We start from the raw sequence: 18,832 nt of genomic DNA, 5'->3' as shown, positions 1-18,832 counted from the left end.
GCGACCTTCAGGCCAGTGGAGTTCGTACTGCTCCCTTCGCTGGCGGCAGCAGCTTGGAGAGGACAGCCCCACCGAGCCGTCCGCGCACGACGACGACCTGCCCGTGTTCGCCCACCAGTTGATGGACGCCGCCGGTCTGCAGCACGGCCGTCTGACGCCCCCGGCTGTGAGCGGCGTGGAGGTCTCACCGTTGCCGTTGACACTTCAGGCGCCGGAGGTCAGTCTCGCTGGCCCCAGTCCAGGCGGTCGGCCAGACCGGCGGCGGTGAAGGCGGCTATCAGCTCGTCGCGGCCTTCGGTGAAGTGGGCCCAGCTGTCGTAGTGGACGGGGACGACGCGGCGGGCGCCGAGGAGCTGGGCGGCCTCGGCGGCCTGGGCGCTGTTCAGGACGATCAGCTGGTTGTCGAAAAGTACGGGGAAGCGGGGGGCGCCGGCGAAGAGGAGGGCGGTGTCGATGGGGGCGAAGCGCTCGGCGATCTCCTTGACCGCGTCGAGGGAGGCGTTGTCGCCGCTGACGTAGACCGTCGGCAGAGCCTCTCCGGTCAGTATGAAGCCGACGACCTGGCCGGTGATCGGCTCGACCTCCTCACGCGGGCCGGGGCCGTGGACGGCGGGGACGCCGGTCACGGTGATCGTGCCGCCGTCGGGGCGGTTCAGCTCGATGGACTCCCAGTCGGCCAGGCCCTTGGCCTTCTCCTCGAGGCGCTGTCCGCCACCGGGGGTGGTGAGGGTGAGCGGGACGTCGGCGAGCAGGGCCCGGCCGGAGGTGTCGAGGTTGTCGGGGTGCTCGTCGTGCGAGAGCAGAACCACGTCGATGGGGCCGAGGTCGGCGGGGGCTCCGCTGGAGTGGGCGGTCTTGGTCAGGAACGTGCCGCCGGGACGAACGTAGTCGCCCGGGGCGTCGAAGGTCGGATCGGTCAGGAAGCGCAGGCCGCCGTACTCGAAGAGGGCGGTCGGGCCGCCGAAGACGCGGACAGGGAAGGGGTTGGTCGTTGCAGGGAGAGAAGACACGAAGCACCTCACGGATGGATATCGTCGAACCGTGAGACGACCGTAGCCGCTTCTCACGGATGCGTGCAAGCCGTACCATGAGGAACATGAAGGAGCCCGTGACCGAACAGCCCGGCCTGACGCCCGCAGAGGGCGAGGAAGAGCACCTCTCTCTCGCCCTTGCCAACAGCGCGATTGCGCTGGCCGGCGGGCACGCGGTCGATCTTCTGGGCACTCCCGCGCAGGCGAACCACTGGCTGACAGAACGCGGTCTCGCTCCGGTCGACGCCGGCATGCGGGAGATGTGCGCGACACAGCTGCGCTCGCTGCGTGAACAGATCAGGTCGCTGTTCGCCTCCCGCGCCGAAGGTCTGCCCGCCCTCCCCGCCGCGGTCAGGGCCATCAACGACGCGATGACCCGCGTCCCCACCGCCCCGCTGCTGCAGTGGGACGACAAGACCGGCCCCTACCGCGCCACCCCCCACCCCACCACCGCGATCCTCGACCACGCCCTGGCCACCCTCGCCGCTGATGCCTCCGACCTGCTCACGGGCCCCGACGCGGACCGCCTCACCGCCTGCGGCTCTGCACCCTGCAACCGCTACCTGCTCCGCTACGGCCGCCGTCACTGGTGCTCCACCCGCTGCGGCGACCGCGCCCGCGCCGCCCGCGCCTACGCCCGCCGTACCACCTCCCAATGACGCTGCAGCCACCCAGCGACCACCAGCGCTGAATCGAACAACGCCCAGGCTCACTGCTGTTCAAAGTGCTGAAAATCTGCTGTCCGATCTCGCCAACGAAGCCAGGTGGTCCAGTTGCGTCAGATGGCGTCCGCGACGGCTGGCGGCCGTTTGCCGTGATGCGGAAGAGGTGCCGGGTGCGTGCGGTGTTCGCCGTAGGGTCGGCGCTGCCCTGGACATGGCCGCAGTCGTCTATCGAGTCGCCAAGGCCGAGCTCTTCGAGGGCGATCTCGTCTGCGGCCGTCAGCCAGGCCTTCAACCCGGGAGCTATCTCGATGCGCGGGGTGATATTGCCCATCGGGTGCGCGGCAGCGGCGCGGCGGGCGGCCAGTCGCCTGGGGGTCAGACGATGCGCCATGAGGGCTCCCCCGGACCGATTTCTCGCGGACCGATTCCGGTTACAGCCAGCGGAAGGCGTCGCGGACCTGAGATGCCGCGCCGCTCAGGTTGTCGGCCTCCAGGCGCTCGTCGAAGTCGTACGGGTCATCGACGCCATGCATGACGGCAGCCGCGGCGGAGTCCAGAACATCGGCGAACGCGTCGTGAACGCCGGCGTCCTTTGAGGCTCTGCGTCGCGGGTTACGGACGAAAAGCTCCCCCAAGTCAGCGAGTCGCTCAACACCTGGGCATCCATCAAAGTCGGTCCGTCGGGTGATCCGCAGGTTGCCACCGTGGCTGCTGGCGTCGTATGGGGAACGATCTTTCGACACCACCAGGCAGGGAAGGGACGACCACCGTGGCCACAGCATCGTTCCCGGTGACCGCTGATGAGCCGGAGCGCCTCCGTGTCCTTGAGCGGTACGGCATCCTGACGGCACCGGCCCCGCCGGACCTGGCGTCGATCGTGGAACTCGCCGCCCATACCTGCCAGGTCCCCCACGCGTTGATCAACATCATCTCTGCCGAGCACGCCAACCTGATCGCAGGCATCGGCTTCGAACCGACGCAATGCGCGCGCAGCGACTCCATGTGCGCGGTCACCATCGTCGAGCCGGCCCCGGTGTTCGTCCCGGACGCCACGCTGGACCCCCGCTCCGCGGACAACCCCTACGTCAGCGGCGTCCTCGGCGATATCCGCTTCTACGCCGCCTCCCAACTTCGCACCCCCGAAGGCCCAGTCCTCGGCACCCTCTGCGTCTTCGACATGCAGGTCCGCCAGCTGACCGCCCCGCAGCGCGGCGCGCTGGACAAGCTGGCCCGCGTGGTCGTCGACGTCCTCGACCTGCACCGTCACCAGACGCTGCTTCAGCAGGCACTGCAAGCCGCCGATGCGGCACGCGCCGAACTCGAACGCTCCAACTGCGCCCTGCAGCAGTTCGCCGGACAGGTCAGCCACGACCTCAAAAACCCGCTGACCGGCATCCTGGGCCACGCCGACAACCTCATCGACATCCCGGCGATCGCCAACGACCCCGACGTCTTCGTTGATGTGCGCGGCCGCTCAGGCGTGCATGCGGTGCAGTGCTCTCATCGCGCTGTCGACGACCTCGTCGTCGGACACCTGGGCGAGTTTATGGGCGTGGTCGCCGCCGTTGAAGCCGAGCAGGACGGGCTTGCCGAAGGCTTTGTATCCGTTCACCCACCATGACCAAAGGCCAGGGTTGTCACGGTCGAACCATTCGATGACGTCGATGTCCTTGTCCCAGAAGGGCTTGGGAAATTCGAGCCACAGTTTGTCCAGAAGGCCGGCTCCAAGCGCATGGACGGCTTCTTGCTTGGCGTTCGGCAGGGCTGGATCGAAGTCGATGGTCCCGGCCTTGAGTACGCCGATCGGGACTGTGATCACCGCGCGGTCGGCGCGCACGGTGTCGCCTTTGTTCAAGGTCACACTCACCCCATCCCCGCTGTGGCGCACGCCGGTGACGACCTGTTGCGTGCGAACCGGGATGTCGCCGCGGACGTGGGCGAGCAGCCGGTCGTAGCCCCTCGGCAGCAGCAGATCGGGACCTTTGAGGTCGCGGCCTTCGAAGGTGGCGGTCACCGAAAGCTGACGGGGCTCGGCAGCGAACTCCAGGGGATAGTTGATGTTCAGCGCGTTGCGCAATGCAGCGGACGGCCGGCGGGGCATCACCGAGGCAACGGTGGCGGTGTCCGGGTCTTCGACGTCTTCTAGCTTCTTCTGATAGCGGGCGAGTTCCCCCATCGCGTGCTCGTCCCCGCCGGTGGAATTGTCGTAGTCGAACGCGTAGCTGGGGTCGCCGGTCTCTTTGAGCACCTTGGTCATCACGTTGCCCGAGGAGCCGTGAATCCACGAGGCGCCCATCTCGGCAGGGACTCCTGCGAGATGTCGCGTCCAAACACGACCGCCGACCCGGTCTCGACCTTCAAGGACCGTCACCTGAAAGCCCTCATCGGAAAGGGCGCGGGCACAGCCGAGCCCGGCGAACCCGGACCCGATGACCACGAAGTGCTCCCCGCTCTCAGCGTCGTTGATGACTTCGGCGGCCGCACGGCGTCCGCTTTCCAAGGCGCCGTGCGCTGTGGAAGGTGCCTCTGAGGACGTCGCTTCGCCGGCGAAGTACAACCGGCCGGCCACTGGCGCGGCCAGCAGAGTGCGTGCCCTCGCGCCCAGCGTGCTGGGCGCGAGGTACGAATAAGAGCAGCGGGCGAAAGGATCAGTCGACCACGAAGTGCGCAAGTACGCCACCGGGTCCACGGCGTTGCTGAGGCCATCGCGCCTGGATCCGCCGGCTCGCCCCGATTTGTTTGCGGTGCAGGATGCCAGCCACCCGGTGGTGGCCAGCGCGAGCGCCGAGCCGAGCAATCGGCGGCGTCCCGTGCCGTCCGGTGAGTTCATGCTGAAGAGATCCCTTCAGAGAGCAAGCTGCAGGAATGACCTTATGGGCTGACCGCGACACGCCCTGCTCCGGCTCTGCAACCTCGCCGGGTTCTTCCCACCCACGTGCTGCCGTCGAGGCTCCACTCGATGGGCCGTTCCAGGCCACGACGTGGCCACCTTGCTGAGCAAAATCAACTGCTTGGCGGCTGGCTCCGTGGCCTCCGGCGCCAGTGCCGCGAGCGGCACGCAGACACCCTCACCTTCCTGCGCAGCAAGCGAGAACAAGCCCGGCGCTTCGAGAGAAGCGGCCCGGTCGCACTTGAGCTTCCCGCGGTCCCTCGTTGGCCGGTTCCTCGATGCGGGTCCTGCCAGCTGCCGGGTGGCCTCGATGCCGTCCAGGAGGCGGCTTCCGGTTGTCCATCACGACGACGTCGGGGCGCAGTCGGCGAAGACCGCTTCAGCAAGACGTCGCGGAGCCGGTCGTGGTTGTGCGACTCCGGGACCATCCGTCGCTCCTGCCTGTCAGTCCATGGTTGGACAGAACCTTGTCTCTTTGATGGATTCGCCCAACTCCTTTACACGAAAGGGTTGGTGCGTCCCATAGGCACCAACCCCGAGGACCTCCCCACGTGCGAAGTAGTCGAATAGCCCCCTTCGTGGCGGCCAGCGCCGTCGCCGCCCTGGTTCCCGCGCTCGCACCAGCTACGGCATCCGCCGCAGAGAATCCCTTGAGCCAATACCTTCAGCAGAAGCCGGCATGGCATCGCTGTGACACAGCGATGCCGGCGGCCTTCCAGTGCGCCACGATCAAGGTGCCGCTCGACTACAGCCGCCCCGGCGGCAAGACGCTCAATCTCGCGATATCGAGGTTGAAGACGAGCACCAAGAAGGAGCGCCGCGGTGTGCTCCTGCTCAACCCGGGTGGCCCGGGCGGTTCGGGCATCGACATGCCGCAGCAGCTGGCAAGCGAGCTACCGAAGACCGTGAAGGGCAAGTACGACCTCATAGGCTTCGACCCGCGAGGCATCGGCCAGAGCTCCCCCGTCAGCTGCGGCCTGACGCCCAAGGAACAGAACTGGGAACGGGCGTACAAGGCCGAGACGTTCGCCAAGGACGTGAAGTGGGCCCGAACCGTTGCCGAGAAGTGCACAGCCAAGCAGGGCGACAAGCTGCGCCACATCACCACCCGCAACACCGCCCGGGACATGGACGTGATCCGTGCCGTGCTCGGCGAGAAGAAGATCTCCTACCTGGGGTACTCGTACGGCACCTATCTCGGCGCGGTCTATGCGCAGATGTTCCCCGAGCGCGCCGACCGCTTCGTGCTGGACAGCGCTGTCGACCCGGCTCGGGTCTGGCGCGGCATGATCCAGGTCTGGGCGGAGGGCACCGAGCCCGCCTTCACCAGGTGGACTGAGTGGACCGCCAAGCGGAACTCCACGTACAAACTGGGTAAGACTCCCGAGGCGGTCCGCAAGACCTTCTACGACCTGGTCGCCCAGGCTGACCGCAAGCCGATCGACCTCGACGGCGCTGTGCTGACCGGTGACGACATCCGCTCCAGCAGCCGCGGCATGTTCTTTAGCGTGCGCGACGCCGCCGAGTCGGTCGTCGAGCTGAAGAAGGCCGCCGCGGGAAAGCCCCCGTCCGCTGTGCGAGAGCCCAAGACGCCCACGCCGCTCCCGCCGTCGTTCGGCCGCACCGTGCCCTCGGACAACGGCGACGCCGGCTTCTGGTCCGTCGTATGTGCCGACACTCGCAATTGGCCGCGCGATCCCGAGCAGTACCGCAGCGACGCGATCCGGGACAAGGGCAAGTACCCGCTGTACGGCGACTTCGCATCCAACATCAAGCCGTGCGCGTTCTGGAAGAAGAACGGCAGTGAGCCTGCCACCACGATCGACAACAAGGTCGGCGCGCTCATCCTGCAGAACGAGTGGGATCCCCAGACACCGTTGACCAGCGGTCAAGGCATGCGCCGCGTCATGAAGGGCTCGAAGATGGTCACGGTCGTCGGCGGTGTCGGACACGGCATCTACGGCTCCAAGTCGTGCGCGGACAAGACGGCCACGGCCTACCTGACCACCGGCAAGCTGCCGGCGAAGGAGGTGACCTGCCAGGCCGCTTCGGCAGCACGCGAGCGCAGCGGCGCCAACCTGCTGCCGCTTCCGACGCCTCACGGTATCCCGGGGACGGTCAGCCGCTTCTGAACCCTGGACAAGATGAGTACCACCTGGGGCCCTCCGCCTGCGGCGGGCTCCACCATCGGGGAGCGCAGTACCGGATGCCTCCGGTCCGACGAGTTGGCTGTGGCAACTGAGTTGTGTGCCCAAGTCCCAACCTGCGCGCTGGTGCCCGCGTCCCGTTCCACCCAGGTCTTGCCGTGGGTGAACCTGAGGGCGCGGGTGCCGCCCGGCTGGAACACGTACATCGCACGTCGCGTGGCCAGGGCTGTTGGGCGAGATGGCGTTGCCGGTCGAGGTGTCGGAACTGGTACACCGTCCCGATCTGCCGCAGCACACCGCGATGCGCGCTCGCCCTTCGGGACGGCGGCCGCAGGCGATGAGCCCGCGGCGCGCCGCGCCGGGGGTGTTACTCGGTCACTTCGTGGTCGTGACCGCCGTGCAGGCCGCCGCCGCTGCCCGTGTCACCGTCCGTCGGGACGGAGTCGACCGGCTTGCGCAGCGAGCTCAGATCCTGGGCGTAGGTGCCCACGGCGTTGGCGATGACGCCGATGTTCACCTTGAACGCCGTCATGTTGATGTTGCTGAGGTCGTCGCCCTTGGCGTGGTAGTTCACGTCGTACGCGACGCCGGCCGTACCGCCGAACTTCGCCGCCTGCGCCGCCGTCTTGATGCCCTCGGCGCCCGTGAAGGTGCCGCCGGACGGGATGCCGACCTCGATGAACGGCCCGTAGTCGGAGCGGCCGGTGAAGTCCGTGCCCTCGTGCGGGGTGCCGCGCTTGCCGAGGAACTCGTTGATGTCCCACTCGAGTTGGGCCGAGCCCGTCGGGCCCGCCGGGGCGCCGACGCCATCCGAGTCGTCGCCGTCGTAGACGAACTGCCCGTAGTTCGGCGAGGCGATCATGTCGAAGTTCAGGTAGAGCTTGATCTCCTTCTTGCCCAGGCCGCTCAGGTTCGCGACGTAGTGCTCGGAGCCGAGCAGGCCGACCTCCTCGGCCGACCACCAGGCGAAGCGCACCTTGTTGGCGGGGCGCTTCTCCGCCTTGGCCAGCTCCTCGGCGACCTCGAGCAGACCCGCCGAGCCGGAGCCGTTGTCGTTGATGCCGGGGCCCGCGGTGACCGAGTCGAGATGCGCGCCGAGCATCACGGTGTTGGCTGCGTTGCCGTGGCGGGTCTCCGCGATGACGTTGTTGGTGCTGCGCGTCTCCTGCAGCTGGCGGATCTCGAAGGAGATGTTCACCGGACCGTTGGCGAGGTCCGCGGCGAGCTTCTCACCCTCGGCGAGGGTGATGCCACCGGTCGGGATCTTGCCGGCCGCCGCGTCGCCGAGGGTGCCCGAGAGCGCGCCCTCGGTGTTGTTGTAGACGATCGCGCCGATCGCGCCCGCGTCGGCCGCGGCGGCCTGCTTCGCGGCGAAGGTGCAGCCGCCGCGCTTGATCAGCGCGATCTTGCCGGTGAAGATGCCCGACGCGTAGTCGGTGGCCTCGCAGCCGGTGGTGGCATCCACCGGCACCGCGGCCAGATCGGCCTTGACGCCGCCCACCGGGGTGGACTTGGTGTACGTCATCGCCTGGATGGCGACGTCGCGGGGCGCGGGCGATACGACCGAAAGCTTCTGGGCGAGCGTCTCGGTGTAGATGAACTCGAAGCGCTGGTACGAGACGTCGTACCCGAGCTTCTTCAACTGCTGGTACACGTACGCGGCGGACGCGTCGTGCCCGAGCGAGCCGGCGGCGCGGTGTCCGCCGGTCGTGTCCGCTATCTGCTGAAACTTCTGCAGGTGCTTGAAGGCGTCCTGCGCGGACGACCTTTCGACCAGCTTCCGCGCCAGCTTCGACGCCTCCTTGGCCGCCCGGTCGGCGGGGTCCTGGTGTGCTGCGGAGGGGGAGGCCGATGCCAGCAGGAGCGGGGTGGCGAGTGCGGCTGCGGCCAGGGTGGCCACGGCTCTGCGCTGGGATGCGTTCACAGAGGTCCTTCCCGGTGCGAACGTAGGTTGAGGGGAAGCTAGCGATCTCTGCGGGTTCTGGGAACACCTGAGCCGTAACTGACGGCTGATTTCATGCAATTGGCACGCGGAGCCGAAGCATCCACTTCAACATGTCCTGGATCAGGACCTTTTTCGCGGCCGGTGCAGTCTTTGCCGCACGTTTCATCTCCTGCTTGTGCGCCCGTACCTTGGCCAGCGACTCCGGTCCGGTGATGTCAGGCGCCGACCGGTAGGAGCCCTTCTCCCCGTAGGCCCCGGCCGCCTCGCGCATCGGCGTCCCGGCGGAGGGGTGCAGATACGGCGGCCGAGTTGCGGCGGTGCAACGCGAGCCGTCCGATCATCTCCTTGGTGTCGGCCACGTCGATTCTGGATGCGACCGGCTCTTGGCAGTCGGGCCCCCAGGGCCACGTCCGTACGGGGCAGCAGACGGGCCGGCATCAGGGTCTGGCGTGGCGGGGATTGTGCCGACTCTCGCGGTAGGCGAGCAGGACCCTGACCGCCGGGGGGCTGTCGTGGGTAGCCAGACGGTTGACGGTGGTGTGGGCGAGGTCGATGCAGCGCACGGCGTTGGTAGTCAGCGCGGTGTCGAGGGCCTCGCGGGCGACCGCGGCCGCGCCGGGCAGGTCGTGGCGGGCCAGGGCTCCTTCGGCACGGTGGGCGAGGACGACTGAACGGTGCGGGCGCGGGAGGGGGCCAACAGCTGAAGTCCCTTGTCCAGAACCTTGCCTGCCCGGTCGGCGTTGCCGAGGTCGAGCCAGCAGCGTCCGGCGTCGACGGCGAGGTCTGCGGGGGACATCCAGGACACCCATGCGGGGGTGGCGTCCGGTCGGGCGCGGTCGAATGACTCCCGCCCCACAGGAGACCACCTTCAAGAGAGGCCCAAGGAGGACGGTTCCCCACCTCGCCGGCTCGGAGGATGCTCAGTCGAGACAGAACTCGTTGCCTTCGATGTCCTGCATCACGATGCACGACTCGTTGGTGCCATCGGCAAGCAGCGTTCGCACGCGTACCGCGCCGAGCGCGACCAGTCGTGCGCACTCGGCCTGGAGTGTGGCGAGGCGCTCCTCACCCACGAGCCCGGTGCCGGCCCGCACGCAGAGATGCACCCGATTCTTGACGACCTTGCCTTCGGGAACGCGCTGGAAGAGCAGCCGCGGGCCCACACCTGAGGGATCAATGCAGGAGAACCATTGCACCTGATGCTCAGGCGGCAGCGAGCGATGGTAGTCGTCCCACGTGTCAAACCCCTTCGGCACCGGCGATACGACGTACCCCAGCACCTCGCACCAGAAACGAGCCACGCGCTCAGGTTCTGCGCAGTCAAAGGTGACTTGGAACTGCTTGATCGATGACATCGGCGCACCATAACAGGGGGGCTTGCTTACTCATTCACCGGTGTGGATCCGCATGTTGTCGGGAGGACGGCCCGCTGTCAGCGGCTGCCGAGGCCCTCGCGCATCTCGTCGTAACGCTCCCGCGCCGCCAGCACCTCGGGCATCCGGCCCTCCAGGAAGTGGATGAGGCCCAGTAGCCGATCGGCGACCTCGTGCCCCAGTGGGGTGAGCTCATAGTCGACCCGCGGCGGGTTCGTCGGCTGCGCCTCTCGTTGTACGAGACCGTCGCGCTCCAGGGCATGCAGGGTCTGGGACAGCATCTTCTCGCTCACGCCGTCGACCCGGCGGCGCAGCTCGTTGAAGCGGAACGCGCCTTCGTGCAGGGCTCCGAGCGTGAGGCTGCCCCAACGGCCGGTGACGTGCTCCAGTGTGCCGCGCGACGGGCAGTTGCGGGAAAACACGTCAAAGGCGAGGTCATCGGCCGTACCGGCTCCGCCGTTCTCTTCCTGGGTGCTGGTCTCGCTGCTCTCCATACAGCAACCATACTCGCGCACAGCGCTAACCATGGGGTTGCGCTTTATAAAAGTTAGTGCTTCGCTGAGGTCACCAACGACGAGCACATCGCTTTCGAGGAGCCCCTACCGTGACCACCCCTGTCATCTCGATCGCCTACCACTCCGGCTACGGCCACACCGCCGTTATCGCCGAGGCCGTCCGCGACGGAGCAGTAGCCGCCGGTGCCGCCGTCCACCTGATCAAGGTCGACGCGATCGACGAAGCCCAGTGGGAGCTGCTCGACGGCTCCGACGCCATCGTCTTCGGGTCACCCACCTACATGGGGACCGCCTCCGGCGCGTTCCACAAGTTCGCCGAGGACTCCTCCAAGCGCTGGTTCACCGACGCCTGGAAGAACAAGCTGGCGGCCGGCTTCTCCAACTCCGGCTCCAAGAGCGGCGACAAGCTGCACACCCTGCAGTACTTCGCGACGCTTGCCGCTCAGCACGGCATGCACTGGGTGAATCTCGGACTGAAGCCCGGATGGAACTCCACCGAGGGCTCCGAGCACGACCTCAACCGCCTCGGCTTCTTCTTCGGCGCCGCAGCCCAGACCAACTCCGACGAGGGTCCGGAGGGCGTACACAAGGCCGACATCGCGACCGCGCAGCACCTCGGCGGCCGCGTGGCGGAGACCGCTCGCACGTTCATCGCAGGCCAGGCAGCCGTCGCCGCCTGACGCCGTACACGGCCGCTGCCAACGGCCGGTCCCGCGCGCCCACCACAGCGGCGCTCTCGTGCGGACCAGTCCGTGCGGGTCCCATTCACCAACAGACAACTGCTGCGTTTGCGGGTCAGCGCCTGGTCCACGGCGGTGCCGATGGCTTCGATGCTGGTGTGAGCGCGGTGTGGATAGCCCTCGTACTCGGCCGAGCGCCAGACGCGTTCGATGTCGTTGAGTTCGGGGCTGCGGGGCGGGAGGTAGAACAGTTCCACCCCGATCTTCGCCAGCTGGTCGCATATCCGCGTCGTAATCGGCAACGCCTCGGCGGCGATGAGCCACTGCGGACTGGATCACGGGGTCCCAGGTCCCCCAGAATGACTGCGCAGTCCGCACAGTACGTCACGAAAGGAAGCTCAGGCGCATGGCCGGCAACGCAGACATGATGGCCTTCATCGAAGCGCGACTTGCCGAGGAGGAACAGGTCGCGCGGAACGCCGGCGGCGCGAACTGGAGGTGCCCGGCGGATGCGCCCGGAGAAGTCCATGACAGGACGTCCGGCATCGCGTTCACTGTGAGAGGAGCCAACTACGACCAGCACATCGCGCTCCATGACCCGGCTCGCGCGCTGGCCCGCCTCGAGACCAATCGCGTCCTGCTCGGCGAGTATCTGGAGGTGGCGGACCGGGACGTCGACCGGCCGGCCGACGACTTCGCCTCCGGCCGAGCAGTCGGACTCGGCTTCGCGGTGCGGCAACTGGCCGCCGAATATGCCTGGCATCCCGGCTACAAGGCGAAATGGCTCCCCCGGTTCACCCGGTAGCGCTCGTACCGGCATGCCGACGCCCTCCGCCGTGCTGCACGGAGGAGAGCGCGAGTCGTACGGCTGCCGTGTTGGTCGGCCGCCGCGGCCCCGACAGATCTCCGGGGCCGTGGCCGTGCGTCAGACATGCCGGCCGGCGAACTCCCCGGCCATACGCTTGAACTGGCCCAAGTCATAGTTGGTCAGCGTCTTGTCCAGGTTGGTGAGCGCACCGAAGTGTTCGACGAAGCCGTCGGGCTCGTACTGGACCTGCAGCGTGACGCAGCTGGTCGTGTCGCTGAGTGGTGGAACGTCACGACGCCGGCGTGGTGAAACCCGGCGACCGTATTCCGTGATCCGGTCCTTCGGTGAGCTCGGCGATGAACTGCTTGTCCGCACCGGGCAGCGCAAGCCACCACGCGAACCGACGCTCGTCGAGCCGGTCGACGCGCTCGACGTGGCTGAGGAACCGCGGCCATGCAGTCACGTCCTGCCACAGACCCCGACTCACGGAGCGGGGGCGTTGACGTCGACGGCTTCGATCAGCGATGCCGATATGGAGGGGTCCCCTCCTGATGATCTGGATTCCGGGTCGTCCACCGGGTGCCCCGCCGATGCGCCGCGCACACGACCCGTCTGCGGGCCGGTTCACGGGACACAGTCACCGGACCTGAGACCCTCATCCCCTCGCTGCGGGTCACGACCCTGGGGCGTGTGCGGTGCCGAAGGCCATGCCGGCGGAGGTGAACAGGCGTGCGCAGCGTTCGGCCATGGCTTGTGGGGACTGTTCGGGGTGCCGGATCCACCAGTTGACGAGTGCGGTCACAAGGCCACGCCAGGCGTACTTGAGGGCGTCGGCGTCGAGGGGGTCGGTGAGACGGGCTGCTCGCAAGATGTCGGCTGAACCTGCGGCTGCTAGGTCGTCGATGCCGACCCGGTACTCCTTTGCGATGCGGGCGGCCTCGCTGTCCGGTGGAAGCCGGTTGTCGTAGAGGACGAGCCATGCTTCCCGGCTGCCTTCCAGGGCCGTGAAGACCGCGTGCAGCACGGCCAGGGGCACGTCCGCAGTGTTGCGGCTCCCTGTCATGGCGGTGCGGATCGCGTTGAGAAGTCGCTCACCGATGGGGGTGAGGCAGGCGATGTACAGGCCCTGCTTCGTGCCGAAGTACTGATGCAGAAGGGTCTTGGTGACACCGACCTGCTGTGCGATGGCTGCCAGTGAGGCCGCCTCGTAACCGCGTCGGCCGAACTCCTCGGTCGCGACGCCCAGGATGTCCTGCTCGCGGCGTTCCCGGGGAACGCCTTTCGTACCGGCTCTGCGCTGAGGTGAAGACACAGCACTGATTTTACCCTACGGTAATTTACCTCTAGGTAAATTACCGATGGTGACGGGAGCTTCTTGTGACCGGATCAGAGTCATCGAACCCACCCCGCCGTGCACGCTCCTGGTGGGGCTGGGGCTGGGCCGATGCCCAGCTCGGCGAAGCCGAATGCATCGCGCTGGGCAGGCAACTGCCCGGCACACTCGCGCGTCCGCTGCCGCTGCCGGACGTAGCCTCCCTGCGTGTCCCGGCACCGGCCGTCGCGGTCCGGCGTTCCCTGAGCCACCTGGTCACCGCAGACCCGGAGCAACGCGCTGCGCACACGATGGGCAAGGCATACCGGGACGTGATGCGGGCCCTGCGCGGTCGGTCCGGAAGAGTGCCCGACCTCGTGGCCCATCCGGAAACCGACCAGGACATAGCCGACCTGCTCGAGTGGGCGGGAGAGGCGGGAGCCGCCGTTGTCCCCTACGGCGGCGGGTCCTCCGTGACTGGCGGCGTCGAATACCGCGGTGACGCGCACGCCGCAGTTGTGTCGCTGGATCTCACCCGCATGAACCGGGTACTGGAGATCGACAAGGAGAGCCTGGCCGCGCGCATTCAGGCCGGTACGCTCGGCCCGTCCCTCGAAGCCCAACTGCGTCCCCACGGACTCACCTTGCGCCACTTCCCCCAGAGCTTCGAGTTCTCCACGCTAGGCGGCTGGCTCGCCACCCGCGCAGGCGGCCACTACGCCACCCTGCGCACTCACATCGACGACTTCACCGAGTCACTGCGTGCCATCACACCCCTAGGAGCCAGTGAATCCTGGCGGCTGCCCGCCTCGGGTGCGGGCCCCTCCCCCGACAGACTCCTCCTCGGCTCCGAAGGCACTCTCGCGATCATCACGGAGGCATGGATGCGGCTTCAGGAGAAACCCGTCTTCAAGTCCGCCGCCTCCGTCACCTTCACCTCGTTCGCCGACGCACTACGAGGCCTGCGGTCCATCGCCCAGTCCGACCTCCACCCCGCCAACTGCCGCCTGCTCGACCCCGGTGAAGCGGCCCTGGCCGGCGCCTCCCACGACGGATCCGCTGTACTGATCCTCGGCTTCGAGTCGGCCCATGCCCCCGTTGACCACCGTCTCGGACAAGCCATCGAACTTGCCCGCTCCCACCATGGACACGCCGAAGAACCTGCTACCGAGCCCGGCACGCCCGCCGGCGCGGCCATAGACGCATGGCGCACCGCTTTCCTGCGCATGCCCTACCTCAGGGACGCTCTGGCCCGCATGGGCGCCATCGTCGAAACATTCGAAACGGCAGTCACCTGGGACCGACTGCCGCAACTGATCGATGCCGTCCGCACCGAAGTAGGCAACGCCGCCCACCTGGCAACCGGTCACCCCGCAACCATCAACTGCCGCATCACCCATGTCTACCCGGACGGCGCCGCACCGTACTTCACCGTCCTCGCCGCCGGCCGCCCCGGCTCCGAAGTCGCCATCTGGGACGAACTCAAAACGGTTGCCAACGAAGTGCTGCACCGCCACAAAGCCACCATCACCCACCACCACGCCATCGGGCGCGACCACCGCCCGGCATACGACCGCCAGCGCCCCGACGTGTTCGCGGCCGCGCTCCGAGCCGCGAAAGACACCCTGGACCCCCACGGCATTCTCAACCCCGGGCTCCTGATCAACTGACAGCCGCGGTCGCAGAGCCGTGATCGCAACCGCCGGGTGTGCGCGAAATCCACCGCGACAGCGTGACCACCCTGGACCGGACCCCGCCTGACACGGGGTCCGGTCAAAGGCCGATGTCCAGGTGGTACTGGCCGAGGTATCGCACCGTTGTGGTGCGGGGCCGCGAGAGCCCGGGCCAGGGCTCCCTCAGAAGCCCGCGCGGCTCCGAACGAGTGGACTCACCGGAGCGCGTACCGGACGGGGACCTCGACCCAGGGTCCGGATGGTGACGTTGCCCTCCGAGTCCCTGATCTGGAAGAGGCGACCGACATGCCGCGCACCCCCTCCCGTCGGCTGTTCGCCGCAGCGCTGCTCGTGGCGTCCGTGCTGGCCCCGATGGCAGCGACTCCCGCTACGGCCGTCCACGCCATGGGCGTCGACCGGTACGACAAGGACAATTGCCCGCCGGACGGCCTCGGTCCCGAGCTGACCGCCCGACTGGACAATGCCATCGAGAGAGTCCGCCGACAGGCCGGCATCCCCGGCGTCGTCGTCGGACTGTGGATGCCGGGCAAGGGCAGCTACGTCCGCGCGACCGGTGTCGCCGACACCGCCACCCGCAGGCCGATGACCACCGACCTGTTCATGCGGATCGGCAGCGAGACCAAGACCTTCACGGTCACCGCGCTGCTCAAGCTCGTCGACGACCGTCGGATCCGTCTTGACGACCCGATCGCCGCCTACATCGACGGCGTGCCAGACGGTGACCGGATCACGCTGCGTCATCTCGCCGAGATGCGCAGCGGCCTGTTCCCGTACAGCGCCGACCCGGACTTCGCGCACGACCTGTTGAGCGACCCGAGTCGCTCGTTCACCCCGCAGGAGGTGCTCGCCTACGGCTTCAAGCACACGAACACCTTCGCGCCGGGCGAGAATTTCCAGTACTCCAACAGCAACCTCGTCCTGCTGGGTCTGGTAATCGAGAAGGTCAGCGGCCTCGGCGTCGCCGACTTCATCCACAAGCGGGTACTTCGCCCGGCCCACCTGCGCCACACGCTGTTCCCCGCGGATGCCGAGTTCCCCGAGCCGCACGCGCACGGCTACACCAACCAGACCCTGAGTGGCGCGATCGAGGACAGCACGGACTGGAACCCCAGTTGGGCCTGGACGGCCGGTGCGATGATCTCGGACCTGCGTGACCTGCGCCGCTGGGCCGAGATCGTCGCTACCGGCACGCTGCTCCGCCCGGAGACCCAGAGGGAGCGACTCAAGACGCTGCCGACCGGCTTCCCCGGCACGAGCTACGGCCTCGGCATCTTCGAGACCGGCGGCTGGATCGGGCACAACGGCTCCATCCCGGGATACGAGAGCGTGACCGTCTACCTCCCTTCACAGAAGGCCACGTTGGTACTTCTGCTCAACACCGACGTCTCCCACAAGGGTCAGGAGCCGTCCACGCTTCTCGCCCGGGCGATCACCGGGATCGTCACCCCGGACAACGTCTACGACGGCGCGGTCCCCCCGCGCTAGGAGTGCGCAGAGTTGCAGGTCAAAAGCCCTCGACGACCGTCCAGGAGAACCCAGCTTCTTCGACCGGGCGGCCGGCCGACGGCCGCCGCGACTCTCCGGATGTCGGTCTCGCAAGATTGCTTGGTCCTGCCCGTACGGCGCGCCGGCAACGCCAACTTGCCGCGATCAGCTCCCGGTGCCACGTTCGAGCACCGCGAGATGGCGCCGCAGCGCCAGCAGTTCAACGTCCTTGGCCGCGCTGCCCCGCAACCGCAGCTCCGCCAACTTCAGCGCCCATCTCGCCGGCTCGAACCCGATTTTTCACTCGGCACAGTTGGACCGGCTCCTCGGCCAGTGGCACTCAGGACCGTTGGGCGGACATGTCGGCGGCACCGGCATCGACCATGGTGTCGATGCCGGTGCCGCGGGTGTGGAGTTTCACCAGGACGTGGTGAGGCGCCCGGTTACGAGGCCCAGATGTCGTAGATCGGGATGGCGTTCGTGTCGTTGGAGGTCATGCGGGTCAGGCCGAGCGCATCCTCGACCGTCCGGGTCACGTTGTAGTGGTTGTAGTAGGTGTTCGACGTCGATCCGGCCGCCTTCAGCAGGTTCGGGGAGCCGACGATGATCGTGGGAATGGGGTTGGCGGACGTCCAGTATCTGTCCTCGTCCCAGGTGATGATCAGCAGCGATTTCTGTGTCTTGAACGCGGGGGAGTTCAGGAGCGTCGGCAGGTTGTTCTTCATCCAGTTGTCACCGGCGCTCACGCACGTCTGGATGTTGGGGCTGCAGTTGTTGTGCATGGTGTTGTTGCTGTTGGGTACGAACCACACGTAATTCGGCGTGGTCGACGTGCTCCGGAGGTCCGTCCAGAACTGCGAGATCGGCTTCAGATGGTTCTGGCAGTACGTGGTGTCGTTCCCCACGCCCTTGAAGTAGAGGAACGGCAGGTTGTCGGGGTCATACGGGGCGTTGGCCGTGAGGTCGCAGCTGCTGCTCGTGCCCTCGATGTAGCCCTTCCATGTCTTGCCCGCATCCTCGGTGATCGAGCCGAGGTGCTTCGTGTTGGTGCCCCCGACGCTGTGCACGTAGGAGAAGTTGTTGCCCTGGATGCCCACTTGGGCGGTGGCCAGTGCGACGTAGTTGGGGTCGCTCGGGTGCATGAGGCCGTGCGAGTTCGTGAGCGTGATGTTGCTGCAGGCGAGCTGGGACAGGTAGGGAGCGGGCGCCGTGCTGGGAGAGGCGCAGTTGGGCTTGTTGTTGCTTGTGCCGAAGATGTCGCTGGGTGCCTTGTTCTCCATCATGACCATGAAGACGTGGTCCAGCGCCGGAACCGTGCCCGCCGTCGAGGGGGGCGAACCGACATAGAAGTGCACCGGTACGCTGTACAGATCGCCGAGCTTGGGGTCGGTGGCCAGGTCGGTGCTGTATCCGTCGTTGTAGAGGTAGTAGGCCACATAACCCCCGGACGCCAGTCCGCTCGTCGAGAGGGTCACCGACCCCGAGGCGCCGGTCGCATATTTCCATGCGACGGAACTACCTGATCCGGGCGTGTCATTCTCCTTGTAGATGCCGATCCAGTTGTTCTTCGGTCCCCACTGGTCCGGCACGCTGTACTTGGCTGTGATGGTTTCCCCGGCCGCATAGTTGGACTTGTCCAAGCTCAGCGTGGGCCCTACCCAGAAGTGACGGTTGGCCAGTTGGGAGTAGCCGTTGTTCCACAGGAGGTAGGCCACGTACTCCCCCGGAACCAGGGTGGTGCCTGCCGCCTGGTTGCTGTCCCCCTCGGTCGTGCCCGGGGCACCACTGACGGCGAAGGTCAGCGTCCCCGAGGAACTCGTGGCATACGCCCACTTGATCGCGGCGGCCGATCCGGGTGTGTCACCCGCCTTGTAAATGCCCACCCAGTTGTTGTTGTTGGCTGTGGTGGTGTACGTGACGTTGATCGAGTTCCCTTGCATGTACGTTGTCTTGTCAAGGGTGATCGAGTCCGTAGAGGCCGAAGCTGAAGGTACAGCGACGAACGCTACGAGCAACGCCATGGGCGCGATCAACCAACACAGAAACCTGAACGGTCTGCGTCTGCGGGAGCCAGCCATGTCTCCACTCCTCGTGGGGGCCGCGTGCATGACAATCGGGGCATGTGGCCCCAGGGTGGTTGGCTCACCAGGGGCCTTTGGGGCGCGGCCGGCCCTCGATTGCGGGCACGTCGCGCGTCTATCACCGGTGCGGGGGGAATCAGTTCGGGGATGGCGTGCTGGCGGCGTCGAGGCAGATGACGCGCATGTGGCGGTTTCCGCCGCAACGC

The 18,832-nt window shown here is 67.2% G+C and carries 15 protein-coding genes and 4 pseudogenes; 7 read left to right on the top strand and 12 right to left on the bottom strand.

The genetic code is table 11. From position 1 onward, the window contains the following. Positions 1-218: 218 nt before the first annotated feature. Complete coding sequence (locus OOK40_RS25155; protein WP_266486137.1) at positions 219-1,010, bottom strand: MBL fold metallo-hydrolase; 792 nt, start codon at positions 1,008-1,010, stop codon at positions 219-221. An 86-nt stretch (positions 1,011-1,096) separates the two neighbouring features. On the opposite strand from OOK40_RS25155, the gene OOK40_RS25150 reads away from it, so the two are divergent. Next, positions 1,097-1,690 carry an ABATE domain-containing protein gene (locus tag OOK40_RS25150; RefSeq protein WP_266486134.1) on the top strand — a complete coding sequence of 198 codons (594 nt, stop codon included), beginning with the start codon at positions 1,097-1,099 and terminating at the stop codon, positions 1,688-1,690. Positions 1,691-2,127: 437 nt separating this feature from the next. On the opposite strand, the gene OOK40_RS25145 is transcribed toward OOK40_RS25150, so the two are convergent. Then, on the bottom strand, positions 2,128-2,331 hold the full coding sequence (locus OOK40_RS25145) for a hypothetical protein (protein ID WP_266486131.1): 204 nt from the start codon (positions 2,329-2,331) through the stop codon (positions 2,128-2,130). An 86-nt stretch (positions 2,332-2,417) separates the two neighbouring features. On the opposite strand from OOK40_RS25145, the pseudogene OOK40_RS35330 reads away from it, so the two are divergent. Next, positions 2,418-3,107 (top strand): annotated as a pseudogene (locus OOK40_RS35330) (hypothetical protein); the annotation flags it as partial. Between the two features lie 63 nt (positions 3,108-3,170). On the opposite strand, the gene OOK40_RS25140 reads toward OOK40_RS35330, so the two are convergent. After that, a complete protein-coding gene (locus tag OOK40_RS25140; RefSeq protein ID WP_266486128.1) occupies positions 3,171-4,526 on the bottom strand; it encodes a flavin monoamine oxidase family protein in 1,356 nt (451 codons plus the stop codon). A gap of 611 nt (positions 4,527-5,137) precedes the next feature. On the opposite strand from OOK40_RS25140, the gene OOK40_RS25135 reads away from it, so the two are divergent. After that, on the top strand, positions 5,138-6,718 hold the full coding sequence (locus tag OOK40_RS25135; RefSeq protein ID WP_266486125.1) for an alpha/beta fold hydrolase: 1,581 nt from the start codon (positions 5,138-5,140) through the stop codon (positions 6,716-6,718). Positions 6,719-7,100: 382 nt separating this feature from the next. Here OOK40_RS25135 and OOK40_RS25130 read toward each other — a convergent pair whose 3' ends face one another. The 5 genes and pseudogenes from OOK40_RS25130 to OOK40_RS25110 all read right to left on the bottom strand — a co-directional run bounded on the left by OOK40_RS25130 (position 7,101) and on the right by OOK40_RS25110 (position 10,545). Beyond that, positions 7,101-8,633, bottom strand: coding sequence for a M28 family metallopeptidase (locus OOK40_RS25130; RefSeq protein ID WP_266486603.1), 1,533 nt, complete (start codon positions 8,631-8,633; stop codon positions 7,101-7,103). Between the two features lie 115 nt (positions 8,634-8,748). After that, positions 8,749-8,987: pseudogene (locus OOK40_RS25125) on the bottom strand (hypothetical protein); the annotation flags it as partial. 265 nt (positions 8,988-9,252) lie between these two features. Further along, positions 9,253-9,474, bottom strand: coding sequence for a hypothetical protein (locus OOK40_RS25120; RefSeq protein ID WP_266486122.1), 222 nt, complete (start codon positions 9,472-9,474; stop codon positions 9,253-9,255). Between the two features lie 124 nt (positions 9,475-9,598). Continuing rightward, the gene (locus OOK40_RS25115; RefSeq protein ID WP_266486120.1) at positions 9,599-10,033 is read right to left on the bottom strand and encodes a VOC family protein; all 435 of its coding nucleotides are present in this window, start codon (positions 10,031-10,033) and stop codon (positions 9,599-9,601) included. Between the two features lie 77 nt (positions 10,034-10,110). Then, complete coding sequence (locus OOK40_RS25110) at positions 10,111-10,545, bottom strand: helix-turn-helix domain-containing protein (RefSeq protein ID WP_266486118.1); 435 nt, start codon at positions 10,543-10,545, stop codon at positions 10,111-10,113. A gap of 110 nt (positions 10,546-10,655) precedes the next feature. Here OOK40_RS25110 and OOK40_RS25105 point away from each other — a divergent pair, with 110 nt between their 5' ends. Further along, positions 10,656-11,246 carry a flavodoxin family protein gene (locus OOK40_RS25105; protein ID WP_266486115.1) on the top strand — a complete coding sequence of 197 codons (591 nt, stop codon included), beginning with the start codon at positions 10,656-10,658 and terminating at the stop codon, positions 11,244-11,246. Positions 11,247-11,401: 155 nt separating this feature from the next. Here OOK40_RS25105 and OOK40_RS35475 read toward each other — a convergent pair. After that, positions 11,402-11,503: pseudogene (locus OOK40_RS35475) on the bottom strand (transposase); the annotation flags it as partial. Between the two features lie 149 nt (positions 11,504-11,652). On the opposite strand from OOK40_RS35475, the gene OOK40_RS25100 reads away from it, so the two are divergent. Beyond that, positions 11,653-12,051, top strand: a complete 399-nt coding sequence (locus OOK40_RS25100; RefSeq protein WP_266486113.1) for a DUF6221 family protein — start codon at positions 11,653-11,655, stop codon at positions 12,049-12,051. Between the two features lie 120 nt (positions 12,052-12,171). Here the strand turns inward: OOK40_RS25100 and OOK40_RS25095 are convergent. Continuing rightward, positions 12,172-12,588 (bottom strand): annotated as a pseudogene (locus tag OOK40_RS25095) (SRPBCC family protein). Positions 12,589-12,727: 139 nt separating this feature from the next. Next, positions 12,728-13,366 (bottom strand): TetR/AcrR family transcriptional regulator, encoded by a 639-nt coding sequence (locus OOK40_RS25090; RefSeq protein WP_266486111.1) that lies wholly within the window; start codon positions 13,364-13,366, stop codon positions 12,728-12,730. 65 nt (positions 13,367-13,431) lie between these two features. On the opposite strand from OOK40_RS25090, the gene OOK40_RS25085 reads away from it, so the two are divergent. Both OOK40_RS25085 and OOK40_RS25080 read left to right on the top strand, forming a co-directional pair. Beyond that, complete coding sequence (locus tag OOK40_RS25085; RefSeq protein WP_266486109.1) at positions 13,432-15,036, top strand: FAD-binding oxidoreductase; 1,605 nt, start codon at positions 13,432-13,434, stop codon at positions 15,034-15,036. A 309-nt stretch (positions 15,037-15,345) separates the two neighbouring features. Further along, positions 15,346-16,545 carry a serine hydrolase gene (locus OOK40_RS25080; RefSeq protein ID WP_266486107.1) on the top strand — a complete coding sequence of 400 codons (1,200 nt, stop codon included), beginning with the start codon at positions 15,346-15,348 and terminating at the stop codon, positions 16,543-16,545. A 443-nt stretch (positions 16,546-16,988) separates the two neighbouring features. Here OOK40_RS25080 and OOK40_RS25075 read toward each other — a convergent pair whose 3' ends face one another. Then, positions 16,989-18,485 (bottom strand): alkaline phosphatase family protein, encoded by a 1,497-nt coding sequence (locus OOK40_RS25075; protein ID WP_266486104.1) that lies wholly within the window; start codon positions 18,483-18,485, stop codon positions 16,989-16,991. Positions 18,486-18,832 lie beyond the last annotated feature (347 nt).

The sequence above is a fragment of the Streptomyces sp. NBC_01481 genome, assembly GCF_026339995.1.
In the GTDB taxonomy this organism is placed as follows: Bacteria; Actinomycetota; Actinomycetes; order Streptomycetales; family Streptomycetaceae; genus Streptomyces.
The sequence above is the reverse complement of the archived record's forward strand: the minus strand, read 5'-3'. Positions and strand labels throughout refer to the sequence as shown.